Origin of the sequence: Haladaptatus caseinilyticus, from assembly GCF_026248685.1 — an archaeon.
Classification (GTDB): Archaea; Halobacteriota; Halobacteria; order Halobacteriales; family Haladaptataceae; genus Haladaptatus; species Haladaptatus caseinilyticus.
The window spans coordinates 944,984-962,790 of record NZ_CP111036.1; the positions used below are offsets into that span (position 1 = coordinate 944,984).

Here is a 17,807-nt window from a genome sequence, read left to right on the forward strand (position 1 = left end):
AGTGTGACGACTGTGGAGAAGTCCATCGGAAGAACAACCCCCCTGCAACAACTGCAATTCGATGTCGTTGTCGGCAGTTGAACCCGAAAAGGGCGAAGAAGAGTTCAGCGAAGCCTCGAAATTCGGCTCCCGATGGTGGTACTACATCGCGGCGTATCCGATAGCGGGGTTGTTTTTGATGGTTGTCGCATCCACGATGTCGCCGTTCATTCCGGACGCGGTTGCGCCAGTCACGAAAGCACTAGCCGCCATCACCGGTATCGTCTATCTATTCGGCTTTCCAGTGCTCGGCATCGCCCTGTTTCTTGATGCTCGGGGGATTCGGGCGAGTCCGGTCGAATGGTCGCCGAATCCATACCTTTACGGTGGGACGGCACTCGTCCTTCTCGGAGTGATTGGTAGCAATGGCCCTGAAAAGCAGTCACTTGCAACGAAGTTCGCTGGCGAGACGGTAACGATGGTACTCCCGTTCGTCGCCATCGCGCTCTGTCTGTACTACCTCTACCGGCGTCATCAGTCTCTAGGTAAACCATAGACTGGAAAGTGGATACCCCACTTCAATCGTCGGAAGAAGCCTGCCCGAACTGTTGTGGCGGCAACCGAAGTTCGTCCAAACCGGGCAGATGTTTGACGTTGTAGACGACTTGCATATCGTCAGTCGCCGGTTCGCAGATGCAGGACAGGCGGAACCCACGGTCGGTCATCTCCGAGGAGAGAACGTGGTTCGAGAACATCTCCGTCTCCCCCGCCACGACTGCGACCGCACAGTTCGCACAGGCACCACCGCGACAGGCGAACGGCCAGTCGAAACCACGGTTCTCGGCGGCTTCGAGAAGCGATTCCTGCGGTTCGACCGGGAACTGACCATAATCCTCCGAATCGAGTCCGGCTGCGGCGGCTTTCCGGAATAGATTTTGGTCGTCGATTTCCCAGCCGTAATCGTCGAGAACCTCGTAGTTGAGATACTCGACCTGCGGATATTTTGGCGTCTGTACTTCTTCGACTTTCTCCCATTCCCCCTCGTACTCCTCGGTTCCGTATCCGGCCTGAATCCGTTCGTATGCCGCTTTGACTCGCTGAAACTCCCGGGCAGAGCCACCCACGTCTGGGTGGGCCTCTTTCACTCGCTGTCTGTATGCCGCAACGATTTCCTCGTCGTCCGCATCCGCATCGATCCCTAAAACATCGAACGGGGAGTTCACATGTAGTGATAGGAAATCAGAGGCATAAATCCTCTCCCCAACCCCGGAAGAGGGGAGGATAACCGCAAGCCACGGAACCAATCTTGAAGCCCTCTCGCGGCGAACGATTACGTATGCGACTGTTCGTGAGTATCGACCTACCGGATGCCCTCGCAGAGGGTGTTGCAGGCGTCCAAGAGCGGTTCAGCGAGGCTGACGGACTATCGTTTACCGACCCACGACAGGCCCATGTGACGCTGAAATTCCTCGGTGACGTGGATTCGGACCGCGTTTCGGCCATCGAGGACGCCCTCGAACTGACGGTCGAATCGGACATCGATTTCGGCCCGTTCGACGCGAACATCCGGGGGCTGGGCGTCTTCCCGAGTCTCGAATATATTCGCGTGGTGTGGTTGGGTGTCGACGAGGGTGAAACGGAGATGGACCTGCTCCACGATGCCGTGGAGTCTCGTCTCTACGATCTCGAGTTCGAACCGGAGGAAAACGAGTTCATTCCACACATCACCATCGCCAGAATGCAGCACGCAGGCGGGAAGGAACTCGTTCAGCGGAACGTAGGAGAACTCGACCCGGAAGTCGGGACGATGGAAGTCGAGGAGATTCGGCTGACGAAAAGCGAGTTGACGAGCGACGGGCCGGAGTACTCGACCGTTTCGGCGTTCCGGCTCTAACCCCGTTTGAAAGGAACAAGATTTTATGCGACGGCGGAAAAGTGGCAACCACTATGGGCAAGAAGTCGAAGGCCAAAAAGAAGCGGCTTTCCAAGTTGGAACGGCAGAACAGCCGCGTCCCTGCGTGGGTCATCATGAAGACCGACCGAGACGTGATGCGAAACCCAAAACGTCGCAGCTGGCGGCGTAGCGACACTGACGAATAATGAGCGCAAGTGATTTCGAGGAGCGAGTCATTACGGTTCCGCTCCGAGACGTAAAAGCAGAGCCGAAGCAGAAACGCGCCGGTAAGGCGATGAAAGTGGTGCGCGAACACCTCGCCAAACATTTCAAGGTTGACGAGGAAGACGTGCGTCTCGACCCCTCCATCAACGAAGCAATCTGGTCGCGCGGCCGAAAAAAGCCGCCGCGAAAGATCCGCGTTCACGCGGCACGCTTCGACGAAGAGGGCGAAGCAGTCGTCGAGGCGGAGTACGAAGAGTAGACCGGTGCTCCGTACCGCGTTTAATGGGTCGTCGTACGTTGGTGTGTTCGCGCATGCGACTGACGAGCATCTACTGATTCGGCCCGATTTGGACGACGAACTGGTCGAATCGCTCACCACGGAGTTAGGAGTCGAGCCGGTCCGGACGAATCTGGGTGGATCATCGACCGTCGGTGCACTAGTTTCGGGCAACGAGAACGGGTTGCTCGTGAGCAGTCGAATGACCGACCACGAACGTGAATCGGTCGAAGACGCCATCGATGTCCCTATCACAGAACTGCCGGGACGCATCAACGCCGCCGGAAACGTCGTTCTCGCGAACGACACCGGTGCGTACGTTCACCCGGACCTCCCGCACGAGGCGGTACAGGCCGTCTCGGATGGACTCGGCGTCCCAGTCGAGCGCGGCATGATCGCTGGTGTGAGAACGGTCGGAACTGCCGCGGTGGCGACGAACAGAGGCGTTCTCTGCCACCCGAAAGCAACCGACGACGAACTCGACACCGTCGAAGACGTGCTGGGCGTTCCGGCCGACATCGGTACCATCAACTACGGTGGGCCGCTCGTTGGGTCGGGACTCCTCGCGAACGCCAACGGCTACGTCGTTGGGCAGGATACGACCGGGCCGGAGCTCGGACGTATCGAGGACGCACTGGGATATATCGACTGATTTTCACCCATCGGAACCGATATCGTTGCCGAGTTTCATTATCGCAGCTCTATCGCCACACGATTTTCCCACGTGGGCGTTGATATCAATAGTCGCCCGAGCGACAGCGATGATATGAATCGGGTTTCTTAGCTATCGAAAATCGAACAGAGGAACGACTGCCGATTTGGGGATCAGGACAATCGGTTCAGGTGGAGGTACTGCTGGTTTTCGACCGGGTCACTTCGAGCACCTCATCGTATTGAGAACTCATGGACGGAGCGTTCGAGTTAGGAAGATTCTTCCCGCTCGCTCCCGCAGGTGTTGACATGAGCACGATTACTCGCGGAACGGAGAGTGAAGAGCGATGATGGGCGGCGGAAATCAAGAGCTTCAGCAGTTGTCGCAGCAGCTTCAGCAGCTGGAAGCCGAGAAAGAGGAACTAGAGGGCGAAGTCGAGGACCTGCGCGACGAGAAGGGCGAGATGGATGAAGCCATCGAAGCTATCGAAACGCTCGAGACCGGTTCGATCGTTCAGGTTCCGCTCGGTGGCGGGGCGTACATCCGTGCCAGCGTCGAGAACATCGACGAAGTCGTCGTCGAACTCGGTGGCGGCTACGCTGCGGAGCGCGACCAGAACGGTGCCGTCGAATCGCTAAAAAGCCGAAAGGACGTCGTCGATCAGCATATCAGCGACACGCAGGAAGAGATCGCGGAGATCGAAGCCGAGAGCGACCAGTTGGAGCAGAAGGCGCAGCAGATGCAACAACAGCAGATGCAACAGCAGATGCAGCAGATGCAGCAACAGCAGGAAGACGAGGACGAATAACCGGCGATGTTCGACAGTCTGAAGGAGAAGCTGAGCGGGTTCCGTAAGGACGTCGAGGAGACGACTGAGGAGAAGGCCGAAGAAGCTGAAGAAGTCGAAGAAGCCGAAGAAGCCGAAGCCGAAACGTCGGAACCCGTCGAGGAGGAAACCGAAACTGAAGCATCCGAATCGGAGGCCGACCGCGAACCGGAGTCGGAAACCGAAGGGACGAACAACGGCGGCGGCTTCGCACAAAAGGCGAAATCGTTCGCTCGCGGTGAAATCGTCATCGAGGAGCAGGACGTCGAAGACCCCCTCTGGGAGTTGGAGATGGCGCTCCTCGAAAGCGACGTGGAGATGAGCGTCGCGGAAGAGATGCTCAAAGGAATCCGAAGCGACCTCGTCGGCGCGACGCGGAAGTTCAGCGCCGAGACGGAAGACGTGGTCGAACAGGCGCTTCGTGACTCCCTCCTGTCGGTAATCAGCGTCGGGCAGTTCGATTTCGACCAGCGCGTCGAAGAGGCTGACAAACCGCTCGTCATCATCTTCACCGGCGTCAACGGCGTCGGGAAGACGACGAGCATCGCCAAGCTGTCGCGCTATCTCGAAGCGCACGGTCACTCGTCGGTAATGGCGAACGGCGACACCTACCGTGCCGGAGCGAACGAACAGATCGAGGTGCATGCCGACTCGCTGGGCAAAAAGCTGATCAAGCACGAACAGGGTGGCGACCCTGCAGCAGTTATCTACGATGCCGTGGAGTACGCGGATGCCCACGATATCGACGTGGTGCTCGGCGACACGGCAGGACGACTGCACACCAGCGAAGGGTTGATGGACCAGTTGGCGAAAATCGACCGCGTCGTCGATCCGGACATGACCCTCTTCGTGGACGAGGCCGTGGCCGGACAGGACGCGGTGCAGCGTGCCAAGGAGTTCAACAACGCCGCGGAAATCGACGGATCCATTCTGACGAAGGCTGACGCCGACTCGAAAGGTGGGGCCGCGATCTCCATCTCACACGTGACGGGGAAGCCGATCCTCTTCCTCGGAACCGGACAGGGATACGACGACATCGAGCGATTCGACCCTGAAACCCTCGTGGAACGACTGCTTGGCGACGAAGACGAGTAATCGAATTTTCGACTTTTTTGGTGAAACACCGGTTCGAGAAGCGACGCAAACGCCGGCAATCGCGCAGTGACACGGATATGAGGATGCGCCGTGGGAGTGGCCGAGGCGATTCGCCGAGGCCACCCGACCTTCCCGCGCGTTCGGGTGACCTCGTGGTGGCGGTTTTTGAGCCAGCAACTGCGGTCAGCGGAACGAAACAGGACGGAGGAAGAACGGGACAACCAGCAGGAACGAATCGAGGACGGCGCACCCGTCCAATGCCACGACGATATCCAAAGCGTAATTCGCAATTCCCAAGACCAACCACAGACTCCTGTCGAACGACAGCGAACTGAATCCAGCGGAAATCCAACAGTGTATCTACTCGAACTCGGCGGAGAAGACGACGAATTTGCGGCCTGTGAGGCGGAGAGCGCGGCAACTGGCGTCGAAATCGTCGCACCGGGACTCGCGCGAGCGACGGCCATCACGGAGCGCATCAGAAACCTCGCGTACACGCACCGAGCGAGCAAGCAGATCGGCAGGACGAACGCCGACATCGACAGCGCGTGCGCATTGCTCTCCGCCGCGTCCTTCGACCGCGAGGGAAGTGTTGCGGTGCGCGCCCGGTCGGTACGCGAAACACGACTGAGCACGCAGGAAACGGAACGGAAACTCGGTCGGATACTCGTCGAACGTGGCTTTTCGGTCGATTTGGACGACCCGGATCACGAACTGCGAGCCATCTTCTCTGACGACATCTGCATGCTCGGCTGGCTCGAAATCGAGAGCACACGCGATTTCGGGAGTCGCATGCCGACCGACCGACCCTTTTTCCAACCGGGAAGTATGCATCCACTGCTCGCACGCGCGTTGGTGAACATCGCCGGAGCACGGGAGGGGAAAACGATCCTCGATCCGATGTGCGGGACCGGTGGCGTACTCATCGAGGCCGCGCTGGTGGGAGCACGACCGCTCGGCGTGGATGCACAGGAAAAGATGGTTCGCGGGGCAGGGGAAAACCTCACTCACTACGGCCCCGACAGCCATGCTGGAACAGTTCGCGGCGATGCAACACACCTGCCGTTTCCCGACGATTCCATCGACGGCGTGGTGTTCGACGCTCCTTACGGCAGGCAGTCGAAGATCGCGAATCTCGAACTGGATGTCCTCGTAGACGGTGCGCTTTCGGAGGCCCATCGGGTCGCACCACGAACGGTCATCGTCGGCGACCGCTCATGGGTGTCCGAGGCGCGTGATGCGGGATGGACGGTCGAGGAGGAGTTCGAACGGCGTGTCCATCGCTCGTTGACGCGATACATCGCAGTGCTGTCTCGATAGTTGGTTGCCGAATCGAACACATATTTTACGCCCGGTGCAAACCCACACCTATGGAGCAGTATCTGGGTCTCGTGGACGACGTACTTCAGGAGGGGACGTACAAGCCCAATCGAACCGGCGTGGATACGATTTCGACGTTCAGTCGACATTACGAAATCGACCTGCAAGCGGGATTCCCGCTGTTGACGACGAAGCAGATGGACGGGTTTCGCTGGGACTCGATGTTGCACGAACTTCTCTGGTATCTCTCCGGTGAGGAACACGTTCGGAACCTGCGCGAGAAGACGGGTATCTGGAACGAGTGGGCCGACGAAGACGGGAACCTCGACACCGCCTACGGACGGTTCTGGCGACGGTTCCCGGTTCCGGAGTCAGGGCTGCCGGGCGAGTCGTGGCCGGAGGATGGCCACCGATGGTTGAACGATGACGGAACGTTCGACCAAATCCAGTACGTCCTCGACGGCCTCAAAGAGAACCCGAACTCGCGGCGATTCGTCGTTTCGGCGTGGCACCCAGCGAATGCGGCGGTTTCAACGCTCCCACCGTGTCACTACACGTTCGTGGTAAACGTACAGGGCGAGACGCTGAACCTACACCTCACGCAGCGGTCGGGCGATGTGGCGCTCGGCATCCCGTTCAACATCGCGGCTTACGCCCTGCTTGCGACCGTTCTCGCGCAGGAAACTGGATTCGAGGTCGGCAAGTTCGCCCACACCATCGTGGACGCCCACATCTACTGTGGCGAGGGCGAACGCGGCGAGTGGTACCGCGACAATCTCGGCGAACTGCAAGCACGACTGAGCGACGTTGAGATGAAAGCCGAGTTCGAGGAGGTTCGAAACTGGCTCGAATCGGCGGCACCGGAGGAAGAAGACGGCAACGACGGTCTCGACCACGTCCCCGGCCTGCTGACTCAACTGTCTCGTGAACCGAAATCACGTCCCGAGATCGAGGTTTCGGCGGACTCGCTGGCCGAACTGACCTACGACGACATCACCCTCCGGGAGTACGACGCCCATCCCGGCATCAGATTCAGCGTGGCGGAATGACGCGCTTAGTCCTCATCGCCGCCGTCGCCCAAAACGGAGTCATTGGCGACGGCGGCGACATGCCGTGGCACTACTCGGAGGATTTGCGCCATTTCAAGGAGACGACGATGGGTCATCCCGTCGTCATGGGGCGGACGACCTACGACAGCATTGCAGGGCGAATCGACGGCCCACTGCCGGGTCGCACGAACGTCGTCCTCAGTCGCTCGAATCCAGACCTTCCGGAGGACGTAGTACTGGTCCACGGCGTTCAGGAAGCGATCGACGAAGTCGAAAAGCTGGACGATACCGCGTTCGTCATCGGCGGCGCGACGGTTTACGAGCAGTTCCTTCCCCACGCGGACGAACTGGTATTGACCGAGATTCACGCGGAGTACGACGGGGATACGAAGTTTCCCGAGTGGAATCAGGAAGAATGGCGAGAGGCCGAGCGCGACGAGCGCGATGCGTTCGATTTTGTCCGGTACGAACGTCGCTGATTAGGCGTTACTTCGACGCCGCTGCATCTTCGGATTCGCCCACGCGACCAGTGTGCCGACGAACAGGGCAACGAGCCACGTTCCGATTGCAGTCGGTTGGTTTGTGGTAACGCTTTCGACATCGAACACCATCCATAGAGCGACTGTGGCGAGCCAGCTGACGATACTGAACACCCAAACTTGGTGGTAGGAAACCGGAAATTTGTCGAGCGCGATGAGAACGCCGACGGCAAGTCCCGGTGAATATACGAGCAAAGCAGTCTGCCACAGTTTTGGGGTCTCAACGAGGAGTGGTGTGAGCACGGTGATCGGAAGCGAGAGCATTAGCACGCTCCCGAGGACGATGCCGAGTTGTTCAAGGCGGCGGGGGAGGGACATGAAACCGCAGTTCGGAGTCCAGAATAATATGCTTTCCGTCGATTACGTCGGTGGCGCCGGCGGGCCGAGCGAAATGATGTAGACGATACCGCCGATGACGACGCTCGCCAGAAAGCTGACGAGGACGTGGATGGCGGTGACGAAGCCTGCAGTACGCCACTTGAGTCGATAGACGATGTGGAAGAGGGTCAGGTCGAGCGCTATCGCGATGACGATGACGATGAGACCGACGTACCGCTGAAGGAGAAACGGGAGCGCCGCAATCGGCGGGCCGATTGCGAGCGCGCGAGGAAGCGGCACGCTCCCGAGGAAATTTCTCGCGGCGATGTGTGCCGTCAGCGTGAGAAAGCTCGCCAGAAGGAGATACGTTCCGACGAGTGGCGTCAGTTCACCCAACAGTGCCATACTCGATAATCGAGAGTGTGGCGTCTTGGGTGTGGCGATTATTCCAGCAGACCGAGCTCTTCGAGACGCGAGACGATTTTGTCGACTGCCTGTTCCGCGTCCTCGGGTTTCTTCCCGCCGGTGATAACGAGTTTCCCGGAACCGAAGAGCAGTGCGACGACTTCGGGTTCGTCGAGACGGTAGACGAGGCCGGGGAACTGCTCCGGTTCGTACTCGATGTTCTCCAGTCCGAGACCGATAGCGATAGCGTTGAGATTGAGATTGCGGCCGAGATCGGCACTGGTAACGATGTTCTGGACGACGATTTCCGGGTTTTCGTTGACCTGGATGTTGAGTTCACGGAGTTTGTCGAAGACGATTTCGAGGCTCTCGTGGACGTCCGCGGTGCTCTTTGCGCCGGTACAGACGATTTTACCGGAGCGGAAGATGAGTGCGGCCGATTTCGGGTTCTGGGTACGGTAGACGAGACCGGGGAACTGCTCTGGGTCGTAGTCCGCGCCTTCGAGGTCCATCGCGACGCTCTGAAGGTCGAGTTCCTGCCCGATGCCCGTCGAGGCGACCACGTTTTCAATGTTGATGGTTTCCTTGGGGTCGGTCATAGCGCGACTTAAATGACGTATTTAAGGTTTATAAAGGTTGGTAGTCCTTGCTGACACGACTCGAATGGCCTTTATGAGCGCTCTCGAAACGAAACCGTGATACTGCGGTCTTCAATGGTGTCTCGCGCCGGTCTCTTCGAGGCTCGATGGCGCAGACCTTAACAGTGCGCCGCCCCAATCGGCAAGTAATGACCGACGAGCGAAGTCACAAGTTCTCGGAAGGGGAAGGCTTCGGCGATCCATACGACGAGTTCGACTTGGATCCACCAGAACTCGAAGTCGATCCGGGCGAAGTGGACCCAGTGGACTCCCGTGTCGTTACCGACATGCTCGACCAGCAGGCGATTCCGAGCGACAGGGTGTCCGTCAAAGACCTCGTCGAGGTCGGCCTGAGCTACATGCAGATAAATCGCTTCGAACAGGCGACCGAGACGTTCGAGCGTGCGGCCCGCTTTGCGGACGAGGACTCCCTCGAAGCACAGGAAGCGTGGGTAAACAAGGGTGCGGCACACGGCCAACTCGAAGAGTGGGACGAAGCCATCGGCTCGTACCGTGAAGCCCTTCGAATCGACGACGACAGCGAACACGCCGCGACTGCCGAGACGAATCTCGCATACGCACTGTGGGAGTCCGGGCAGACCGAACAGGCACTCGAACATTCGGAGCGCGCAGTCGAAATCGACCAGCGATTCCCACAGGCGTGGTTCAACCGCGGATTCTTCCTCCTCGAACGCGGACTGGCGGAAGACGCACTGAACTGCCTCGACAACGCGATTCGACTCGGCTTCCGAAACGCGCAGGTCGTCGAGGAGAAAGCTCGCGCGTTGGAAGAACTCGGCGAGGACGAAGAAGCCGAAAAGCTCGCCGAGGAGGCGGAAGAGATGCGAAAACAGGCCGAACAAGAGCTAATTCAGGAATAATGATTCTCAGGGAGCGGGACACACAAGAGGGACTACTCGTCGCTGTCTGTGACGACGACGTGCTCGGCGAGACGTTCGAAACTGACGGCGTGTCGTTCACCGTCACCGAGGAGTTTTACGGCGGCGATGAGGTGGACGAGAGCGAAGTCGTGGACAGTCTCACCCGTGCCAGCGTGGCTAACATCGTCGGTACGGATGCAGTGACGCTTGCAGTCGAAAACGGGTTCGTAGACGAGGGAAGCGTCCTCGAACTGGACTCCACTAAGCACGCACAGTTCTTGCGGATGTAACCGAGTTCCACAACGATCAATCGAACACGGCGGGGACGTTCACTGCTGCCAAACAGAGCAGTGAACCAACCGTGACCGTTACGCCAATCATCGTCAGTCCGGTATCGAAGGCGAACGAGAGGAACGTGTGGAAGGCTCCGACGAACGCGAGTCCAAGAAAGAGCAAGCTCGCGCCCAGTCGTCGTTTCGAGACCATACTGAGGGCAAGGGCCCGAGCGGCTTAAGCCACGTTACTATCGGTGTAACCAAAATAGGTTTCGACAGCTTCGGGAGACCGAAGGAGTGTTTTGACTCGAACACCAATCGATAGGCAATGGAACCACAGCAGTCAGAGGCGTTGGACGTGGCGCGCATTCGGGAGGACTTCCCGATTCTACAGCGGGAGGTAAACGGGAACCAGTTGGTGTACCTCGATAACGCGGCGACGACGCAGACGCCGGAACAGGTCGTCGAGACCATCTGTGACTACTACCGGAACTATAACGCGAACGTCCACCGTGGCATCCACCAGTTGAGTCAGGAGGCGTCCGTCGCCTACGAGGAAGCGCACGACCGACTTGCGGAGTTCATCGGCGCGAGCGGCGGGCGCGAGGAGATGGTGTTCACGAAGAACACGACCGAATCCGAGAATCTCGTGGCCTACGCGTGGGGGCTGAACGAACTCGGGCCGGGCGACGAGGTCGTCCTGACCGAAATGGAACATCACGCCTCGCTCGTGACGTGGCAACAGCTCGCCAAGAAAACAGGTGCGGAGGTGAAGTACATCCCGATCGACGAGCAGGGCTACCTCGATATGGACGCCGCAGCGGAGATGATCACCGACAATACGAAAATGGTCAGCGTCGTCCACGTCTCGAACACGCTCGGAACGACGAACCCAGTCGGTGAACTGGCCGACATCGCACACGACCACGGCGCCTATATCTTCGTCGATGGCGCACAAGCGGTTCCAAATCGTCCCGTCGATGTCGAAGCTATCGACGCCGACTTCTACGCCTTTTCGGGGCACAAGATGGCTGGCCCGACCGGCATCGGCGGTCTGTACGGCAAGGAACACATCTTAGAGGAGATGGAACCGTACCTCTACGGCGGCGACATGATCCGGAAGGTGACCTACGAGGACGCGACGTGGGAAGACCTTCCGTGGAAATTCGAGGCCGGGACACCAAGCATCGCCCAGGGTATCGCGATGGCCGCCGCGGTGGACTACCTCGAAGAGATCGGCATGGAGCGCATCCAGCGACACGAAGAACAACTCGCGGAGTACGCCTACGATCGCCTGACGGAGGAAGGCGACGTGGAAATCTACGGCCCACCGGGTGACGACCGTGGCGGTCTCGTCTCGTTCAACGTCGATAGCGTCCACGCCCACGACCTCTCCAGCATCGTGAACGACCACGCGGTGGCGATTCGGGCGGGCGACCACTGTACACAGCCACTCCACGACAAACTCGGCGTTGCGGCGTCGGCGCGAGCGTCCTTCTACATTTACAACACGCGTGAAGAGGTCGATAAGCTGGTCGAAGCCGTGGACGACGCTCGGCAGTTGTTTGCGCAGTAGATTTCGACACGAAATCGGCCCTTCCGAAGTTCGCGGTAGGTCTATCACCGATGCTAGTGGTAGTTCTACATGGGGGGTATCAATGAGCCAATCACGCGCGACGCAGCTTGCCGTACCAATCAACGAACACGACCATGTCGACGGAGCGGCTGACGCGGCCGTCACACTCGTCGAATACGGCGATTACGAATGTCCATACTGTGAAGAAGCACAGCAGTCCGTGAAGGAACTGAGACGGACGATGGGCGATCGAGTGCAGTTCGTCTTTCGCCATTTCCCACTTACACAACTGCATCCGCACGCACAGCGGGCAGCGGAAGCGGCGGAAGCGGCGGCGGAGCAGGGGAAGTTTTGGGAGATGCACGATCTGCTCTTCGAGCATCCGAGCGAAATAACGGAAGGGGAGTTACAGGACGCCGCGGAAACTCTCGACCTCGACATGAACCAATTCAACGACGAACTCACGATGCATACCCACCGCAACCGAGTTCACGAGGATCTCGTATCCGGCGCTCAGAGCGGGGTTATCGGGACGCCGACGTTCTTCATCGACGGCGAACGCTACGACGAACAGTGGGACAGCACGCCACTTCGAGCGGCGCTGGAAGATGCAATGGTAGAGTAATGACCGGGAAACATTCGGAGCAACGATTTCCAACCACCAACATCGATCCGTTCGGACAGAAAGTTTCCGGATAGGCGTGAAAATCGTTTTTACTCGTCCAGTCAATCAGCAGTTATGGACGCGGATGAGCGAGAGTTATCGCCGGACGAAGCTTTCTCCCTTCTCGGAAACGATACACGAATCGGAATCATCCAAACGCTGTGGGAGGCCGACGAACCGCTGTCGTTTTCCGAACTCCACGATCGCGTCGGCATCAGCGACAGCGGGCAGTTCAACTACCACCTGAACAAACTCGTCGGCTTGTTCGTCCGACAGAAAAACGGGAAGTACGAACTCCCGTTCGCAGGATTTCGAGTCATCGGTGCGATTCTCTCCGGAACGTACACACAGCGCGCCGAATCCACGACGTACGAACTCGACCTGCCCTGCATCGGATGTGAAACGAGACTGGAAGCGGAATACGACGAGGAGATGGTGACGGTTCGGTGTCCGTCCTGCGACGTAGAACGGTCGACGTTCGGATTTCCACCGGGTGCGTTCGAAGAGCGCGATGTGGACGAGCTCCCGCGGACCTTCGAGCGATGGCTTCGAAACATCTTTTCGATGATGACCGACGGAATCTGTCTGAACTGCTCGGGACGAACGGTCGGGTCGCTCGTCACCGAATCGGAGTATTTCGAACAGGAAGCGGAAATCGGCGTCGAGTTCGTCTGTGATCGGTGCAACGACCACGCTTTCGGGTCGATCGGGTCGTACATTCTCCAGCATCCAGCGATCGTCGCGTTCCACTACGAACACGGCATCGATCTCGGCGAGGAGTCCGCGTGGGAACTGGAGTGGCTCATCGAGAACGAGGCCGAAATCATCGCCGAGAAACCGTTGCTGGTGGAACTCACCGTCGAACTGGCGGGGGACGAACTCACGGTACGGGTAGACGACGGGTTAAGCATCGAAGTCGAGTAAGTGAAAGGTGGAGAACAGAAGCGTGTTTCGGCAGTTTCGCCGACAGAAGTGTATTTCTGCGAACATATATCCTCTGAGAGTGTCTGTTTCGGTTCATGCGCTCTCTATTCACGAATCGGACGTTCACGCGGCTCTTTCTGGGACGCCTGATAACCAACGCCGGGGACAGCGTCTACACCATCGCGGCGATGTGGCTCGCGTTCGAACTCGGCGGGTCGTCGTTCTACACGGGATTGGCTGGCTTTCTCACCATGCTTCCACAAGTCTTCCAGTTCCTCGCCGGGCCGCTCGTTGATCGGTGGCAGCTTCGCCGTATTTTAGTCGGGACGCAGGTGTTACAGGGGATTTTCGTCCTCGCGATTCCGTTCGCCGCGGTGATGGGATGGCTCTCGGTGGGGGTCGTTCTCGTCGTGATGCCGATCGTCTCGCTCCTGAATCAGTTCGTCTACCCGGCACAGCAGGCCGCCCTCCCCCGCGTCGTCGAGGAGGAGGAATTGGTCGAAGCGAATTCCGCGTTCTCGTTCGCCTATCAGGGCGTCGATTTCGTTTTCACCGCCCTCGGCGGTATCGTCGTCGCGGTGGTCGGTGCTGTGTCGCTTTATCTCATCGACTCGGTCACCTTCGCTATCGCCGCACTGGTGTTCGTCGGCGTCCGGATCCCGTCCGCTGACACGAACGACAGTGACCGTGACGAAGGCACAAAGAACGTCACCTCAGCGATGGGCGACTATCGTATGGAACTCTCGGACGGAATCCGCTACGTCCGTGGTTCAGTTCTCGTTTGGGTACTCCTCGGAAGCCTCGTCGTCAATGCGACCATCGGGACGGCTCTCGCAGTTCTGCCAGCCTACGCAAACGCCTCCGGTGGGCCGGACACGTATGGGTTTATCCTCGCCGCAATCACCGGCGGAATGCTCGTTGGGTCGCTTTCGGCAACGCCACTGAAACGGTTCTCGCTGGCGGCATTGAGCGTCGGCGGCTTCGCACTGAGCGGCCTTTCGTGGCTCGCCGCTGTCGCGGTCGGATGGCTTCCGGCCACCGTGGGATTGTTCTTCCTCGCAGGCGTTCCAATCGGCGCGACGAACGTCATTTTTTCAGCGATGGTACAATCCGTCGTTCCCGAAGATTTGATGGGACGTGTTTCGTCCGTACTCGCCAGCGGTTCAGTTGGTGCAATGCCGCTCGGGTCGCTTCTCGGCGGAATCGGTGGCGATATGTTTGGGAATGCGGTCGTCATGACTACTGCCGGGTTCGGACTCCTGTTCATCTCCACCTGCTGGCTAACACATCCACTCCTTCGAAACCTCGCCGATGTCGAAGACCTCCGTTCGGAACGATACGGGCTTATACGCTCAAACCGGGCCGAACCGTCGGAATCCTTTTAGGTGATACTCACCTACCCAGATTCAACAATGAGCATGGGTTCGGACATGTACCGGCAGCAGATTCTCGACCATTATCGTAGCCCACGCAACTACGGTGAACTGGAAGAATCCCATTTCACCCACGAAGGGGTCAACCCCTCCTGTGGCGACGAACTCGAATTCGATGTGGCACTCGATGACGACGGGGAAACCATCGAGCGAGTCGCGTTCCGGGGCGACGGCTGTGCCATCAGTCAGGCCAGCGCGAGCATGCTGTCCCAGAAACTACCGGGAATGACGCTCGACGAAGTCGAGGAGATGGATAGGGACGACGTTATAGACATGCTCGGCGTGGACATCAGTCCGATGCGGGTGAAATGCGCCGTGCTCGCCGAAAAAGTCGTCCAGGACGGGGCGGAGATTTTCGAAGGGGAGAAAGAAGCCGGACAGACGACAACCGAGTAGCAGAGCGGACACGACTACGGGCGACCGTCGGTATCTCATCCGGTGGCGGACGTTTTTTACCGACGCTGACGTTGCTTCGATATGCGTATCCAGATTCGTCCAGCGGAGCCCACGCATATCGATGGAGTTCAACGAGTTGCGGACCGAGCGTGGCGTTCGGCTCACGAATCGATCGTTGGAGCGGAGACCGTCGATGAGTTCCTCACGAAATACTACGATTCCGAATCGTTTCTCTCGCTCATTGCAAACGACGATGCGGTCTTTGCTGTTGCCGCCAGAAACGACCGTGACATCGTCGGGTTCGTTTCCGCCACGCCCGACGACGACTGCTCCGCGAGGTACCACCTCGGTCGCATCTATATACATCCGGAGCAGTGGGGCAAGGGAGTCGGACAGCGGCTTCTACAGTATGCTGAACAATGCATCGAAGCGCGAGATGGAAAACGAATCACGCTGGGCGTCATGGCCGAGAACGAACGTGCTATCAGTTTCTACGGATCGGCAGGATACGAACGTGCGTCGGAGTTCTACGACGAACGAATCGACACGCGCGGATACGAATACCGAAAATCGATTTGAAGAACGGGTCGGGAAAACGTCTCTGTGAAGCGCTGAGGGAGTTATTCGGGCTTCAGGCCGCCATCCTGCACGCGCATTACTGCCTCGCCGTCCGCGAGGTTTGGCGCGTCCACGAGACGGACGATACGCTTGTCGCCTTTCGATTTGCGGAGGTACATCCGGAACGTCGATTTGTGTCCGAGGATGTTGCCACCGATAGGCTGGGTCGGGTCGCCGAAGAACGAATCCGGGTTCGAGGAGACCTGATTCGTCACGACGATAGCAGTGTTGTACAGGTTGCCGACCTTGTCGATATCGTGGAGGTGTTTGTTGAGTTTCTGTTGGCGTTCTGCGAGTTGGCCACGGCCAACGTACTCGGCACGGAAGTGGGCTGTGAGACTGTCGATACAGACCAGTCGAACTGGCCATTCACTGTCCTCGTGTTGTCCGGCGAGTTCCTGTGCCTTCTCCGCGAGGAGCATTTGATGGTTGGAGTTGAACGCCTTCGCGACGTGAATCTTGTCGAGGAAATCGTCGATGAGTTCGTCCATCGCCTCGTCGTCCTCAGGAGAGCCCTCGATTTCACGGTCATCCATCGTAGCCTGGAGGACCTCGTCCGAAAGGCCACGGACCATGTCATCGACACGTTCCGGACGGAACGTGTCTTCGCTGTCGATGAAGATGACGCTTCCACCGAGACCACCTTGCTCACGGGGTAGCTGAACGTTCACGGAAAGCTGGTGCGTGACCTGCGATTTCCCGGCACCGAACTCACCGTACACTTCGGTGATGGACTGGGTTTCGACGCCGCCGCCGAGGAGGTCGTCGACTTCGTTGATTTGCCAGCTGAGTTTGCCGATTCGTTCACGTCGTTCGAGCACCTGCGAGCCGGTTTCGAACCCGCCGATGTCCGCTTCCTTTCGCGCAGCCTGGATGATGTCCGCGGCGGTGCTCTCGCCCACGTCGGCGGTGTTACTGAGTTCGCCGGGACTCGCAACCGCGAGACTCTGGTAGGAGTCGAATCCTGCGTCACTGAGTTTTTCTGCTGTCGCCGGTCCAACGCCCGGTAGTGTTTCGAGGTCTACGTCTGCCATCGTACTCCATCCTTGTGCTCACCATCATATAAACCTCCGTTAACTGCGGAGTGAAAGTGAAAATGGACGGCTGCGGTGAGGGAGGTCGAGTTGAAGTAGCAGGGTTTAGATAAGAAGAGTCAGCGTCGTGGGAGTAGTTCACACGAACATCCGTCGAGGCTCAGTCCCACGGGTGTTCGTGAATGTTGTCGGGCCAGAGTGGATACCAGTACTGTTCGTCCGATTCGATTTCGAGTTCGCCGTCGAGGTTGCTTTCCAGTTTGAACTCCGCGGCCGAATTGCGCTCGTGGCCACGCTTGGGTGCGAAGGGGTAGTACGCCCCTCGACGGAACGAATAGACCCAGTAGACGTTGTTTCCATCCTGCTGAAATCCAAAGAGCGCGGCCAGCAGGCGCGACCCGTACCCTTGCTCGACGAACGTATCCGCGGCGAAATGGAGGCTGGTGACGAGGTCCTCGAAGTCCTCATCTTCGAGGACGACCCACGAGTAGCCGTGGTTGTCCACGTGCGCGCGAGCCTCCGTTCCCGTCTCTTCCTTTCCGGCTTCGAGAATGGCGTGCACATCGTCCACTGCGTTCTGGAAATCGGTACTATCCACTTCCGAAAAACAGAGGGCGGCCATTCCGACCGGTTCGTAGCCGAGGTCGGCCTCCATCGTGACGTAGGCCGTGCTCATGCCGAAGAGGTCCTCCGGGTCGGCGTCGCGTCCAGCATCCGTCTCGGCCCGGATACCGAGCACTTCGCGGATTCCGTCCAATAGTCCCATGCGCGGGTGTACGCACGCGGAGC

General features: G+C 58.7%; 24 protein-coding genes and 1 pseudogene. 18 read left to right on the plus strand and 7 right to left on the minus strand.

Features of this window, described 5'->3' with window-relative positions:
• Positions 1-61: 61 nt before the first annotated feature.
• Entirely contained in the window at positions 62-535 is a 474-nt protein-coding gene (locus tag OOF89_RS05295; RefSeq protein WP_266079022.1) for a hypothetical protein, read from the plus strand.
• Positions 536-557: 22 nt separating this feature from the next.
• On the opposite strand, the gene fer is transcribed toward OOF89_RS05295, so the two are convergent.
• The gene (gene fer / locus OOF89_RS24525) at positions 558-1,202 is read right to left on the minus strand and encodes a ferredoxin Fer (protein WP_303657567.1); all 645 of its coding nucleotides are present in this window, start codon (positions 1,200-1,202) and stop codon (positions 558-560) included.
• Between the two features lie 113 nt (positions 1,203-1,315).
• On the opposite strand from fer, the gene thpR reads away from it, so the two are divergent.
• From thpR to OOF89_RS05350, 9 genes are all read left to right on the plus strand, one after another.
• Positions 1,316-1,873 (plus strand): RNA 2',3'-cyclic phosphodiesterase, encoded by a 558-nt coding sequence (gene thpR, locus OOF89_RS05310; protein ID WP_266079023.1) that lies wholly within the window; start codon positions 1,316-1,318, stop codon positions 1,871-1,873.
• Positions 1,874-1,926: 53 nt separating this feature from the next.
• Entirely contained in the window at positions 1,927-2,079 is a 153-nt protein-coding gene (locus OOF89_RS05315; protein ID WP_266079873.1) for a 50S ribosomal protein L39e, read from the plus strand.
• Complete coding sequence (locus tag OOF89_RS05320; protein ID WP_266079024.1) at positions 2,079-2,357, plus strand: 50S ribosomal protein L31e; 279 nt, start codon at positions 2,079-2,081, stop codon at positions 2,355-2,357. The genes OOF89_RS05315 and OOF89_RS05320 overlap by 1 nt, the downstream gene beginning before the upstream one ends.
• Before the next feature lie 4 nt (positions 2,358-2,361).
• Positions 2,362-3,027 (plus strand): translation initiation factor IF-6, encoded by a 666-nt coding sequence (locus OOF89_RS05325; protein WP_266079025.1) that lies wholly within the window; start codon positions 2,362-2,364, stop codon positions 3,025-3,027.
• 349 nt (positions 3,028-3,376) lie between these two features.
• Complete coding sequence (gene pfdA, locus OOF89_RS05330) at positions 3,377-3,835, plus strand: prefoldin subunit alpha (protein ID WP_407661625.1); 459 nt, start codon at positions 3,377-3,379, stop codon at positions 3,833-3,835.
• Between the two features lie 6 nt (positions 3,836-3,841).
• Complete coding sequence (gene ftsY, locus OOF89_RS05335; RefSeq protein WP_266079027.1) at positions 3,842-4,948, plus strand: signal recognition particle-docking protein FtsY; 1,107 nt, start codon at positions 3,842-3,844, stop codon at positions 4,946-4,948.
• Between the two features lie 354 nt (positions 4,949-5,302).
• Positions 5,303-6,268, plus strand: a complete 966-nt coding sequence (locus tag OOF89_RS05340) for a methyltransferase domain-containing protein (protein ID WP_266079875.1) — start codon at positions 5,303-5,305, stop codon at positions 6,266-6,268.
• A gap of 50 nt (positions 6,269-6,318) precedes the next feature.
• Positions 6,319-7,317 carry a thymidylate synthase gene (gene thyA, locus OOF89_RS05345; RefSeq protein ID WP_266079029.1) on the plus strand — a complete coding sequence of 333 codons (999 nt, stop codon included), beginning with the start codon at positions 6,319-6,321 and terminating at the stop codon, positions 7,315-7,317.
• Positions 7,314-7,796, plus strand: a complete 483-nt coding sequence (locus OOF89_RS05350) for a dihydrofolate reductase (protein WP_266079031.1) — start codon at positions 7,314-7,316, stop codon at positions 7,794-7,796. Before thyA ends, OOF89_RS05350 begins: the two co-directional genes overlap by 4 nt.
• On the opposite strand, the gene OOF89_RS05355 is transcribed toward OOF89_RS05350, so the two are convergent.
• Genes OOF89_RS05355 through OOF89_RS05365 form a run of 3 tightly spaced genes read right to left on the minus strand, consistent with a single transcriptional unit; the run spans position 7,797 to position 9,178 of the window.
• Positions 7,797-8,174, minus strand: a complete 378-nt coding sequence (locus OOF89_RS05355; RefSeq protein WP_266079032.1) for a hypothetical protein — start codon at positions 8,172-8,174, stop codon at positions 7,797-7,799.
• A 42-nt stretch (positions 8,175-8,216) separates the two neighbouring features.
• Positions 8,217-8,579: a DUF7473 family protein gene (locus OOF89_RS05360; RefSeq protein WP_266079033.1), complete on the minus strand. Its 363-nt coding sequence runs from the start codon at positions 8,577-8,579 to the stop codon at positions 8,217-8,219.
• Positions 8,580-8,617: 38 nt separating this feature from the next.
• Complete coding sequence (locus OOF89_RS05365; RefSeq protein WP_266079034.1) at positions 8,618-9,178, minus strand: TATA-box-binding protein; 561 nt, start codon at positions 9,176-9,178, stop codon at positions 8,618-8,620.
• A gap of 188 nt (positions 9,179-9,366) precedes the next feature.
• Here OOF89_RS05365 and OOF89_RS05370 point away from each other — a divergent pair.
• A pseudogene (locus OOF89_RS05370) lies at positions 9,367-10,095 on the plus strand (tetratricopeptide repeat protein); the annotation flags it as partial.
• 2 nt (positions 10,096-10,097) lie between these two features.
• Positions 10,098-10,388 (plus strand): DUF424 domain-containing protein, encoded by a 291-nt coding sequence (locus OOF89_RS05375; RefSeq protein ID WP_266079036.1) that lies wholly within the window; start codon positions 10,098-10,100, stop codon positions 10,386-10,388.
• A 16-nt stretch (positions 10,389-10,404) separates the two neighbouring features.
• On the opposite strand, the gene OOF89_RS05380 is transcribed toward OOF89_RS05375, so the two are convergent.
• Positions 10,405-10,584, minus strand: a complete 180-nt coding sequence (locus OOF89_RS05380) for a hypothetical protein (RefSeq protein ID WP_266079037.1) — start codon at positions 10,582-10,584, stop codon at positions 10,405-10,407.
• Positions 10,585-10,701: 117 nt separating this feature from the next.
• On the opposite strand from OOF89_RS05380, the gene OOF89_RS05385 reads away from it, so the two are divergent.
• The 6 genes from OOF89_RS05385 to OOF89_RS05410 all read left to right on the plus strand — a co-directional run bounded on the left by OOF89_RS05385 (position 10,702) and on the right by OOF89_RS05410 (position 15,945).
• Positions 10,702-11,949, plus strand: a complete 1,248-nt coding sequence (locus tag OOF89_RS05385) for an aminotransferase class V-fold PLP-dependent enzyme (protein WP_266079038.1) — start codon at positions 10,702-10,704, stop codon at positions 11,947-11,949.
• A gap of 82 nt (positions 11,950-12,031) precedes the next feature.
• Complete coding sequence (locus OOF89_RS05390; RefSeq protein ID WP_266079039.1) at positions 12,032-12,574, plus strand: DsbA family protein; 543 nt, start codon at positions 12,032-12,034, stop codon at positions 12,572-12,574.
• Between the two features lie 114 nt (positions 12,575-12,688).
• Positions 12,689-13,537, plus strand: coding sequence for an ArsR/SmtB family transcription factor (locus OOF89_RS05395; RefSeq protein ID WP_266079040.1), 849 nt, complete (start codon positions 12,689-12,691; stop codon positions 13,535-13,537).
• 95 nt (positions 13,538-13,632) lie between these two features.
• Positions 13,633-14,922 (plus strand): MFS transporter, encoded by a 1,290-nt coding sequence (locus tag OOF89_RS05400; RefSeq protein ID WP_266079041.1) that lies wholly within the window; start codon positions 13,633-13,635, stop codon positions 14,920-14,922.
• Between the two features lie 27 nt (positions 14,923-14,949).
• Positions 14,950-15,366 (plus strand): Fe-S cluster assembly sulfur transfer protein SufU, encoded by a 417-nt coding sequence (gene sufU / locus OOF89_RS05405; protein ID WP_266079042.1) that lies wholly within the window; start codon positions 14,950-14,952, stop codon positions 15,364-15,366.
• 81 nt (positions 15,367-15,447) lie between these two features.
• The gene (locus OOF89_RS05410; protein WP_266079043.1) at positions 15,448-15,945 is read left to right on the plus strand and encodes a GNAT family N-acetyltransferase; all 498 of its coding nucleotides are present in this window, start codon (positions 15,448-15,450) and stop codon (positions 15,943-15,945) included.
• A gap of 41 nt (positions 15,946-15,986) precedes the next feature.
• Here the strand turns inward: OOF89_RS05410 and radA are convergent, their stop codons facing one another.
• Together radA and pspAB are read right to left on the minus strand one after the other, a co-directional pair.
• Positions 15,987-17,018, minus strand: coding sequence for a DNA repair and recombination protein RadA (gene radA / locus OOF89_RS05415; protein WP_266079045.1), 1,032 nt, complete (start codon positions 17,016-17,018; stop codon positions 15,987-15,989).
• A 160-nt stretch (positions 17,019-17,178) separates the two neighbouring features.
• Positions 17,179-17,784 (minus strand): PspA-associated protein PspAB, encoded by a 606-nt coding sequence (gene pspAB, locus OOF89_RS05420; protein ID WP_266079047.1) that lies wholly within the window; start codon positions 17,782-17,784, stop codon positions 17,179-17,181.
• Positions 17,785-17,807 lie beyond the last annotated feature (23 nt).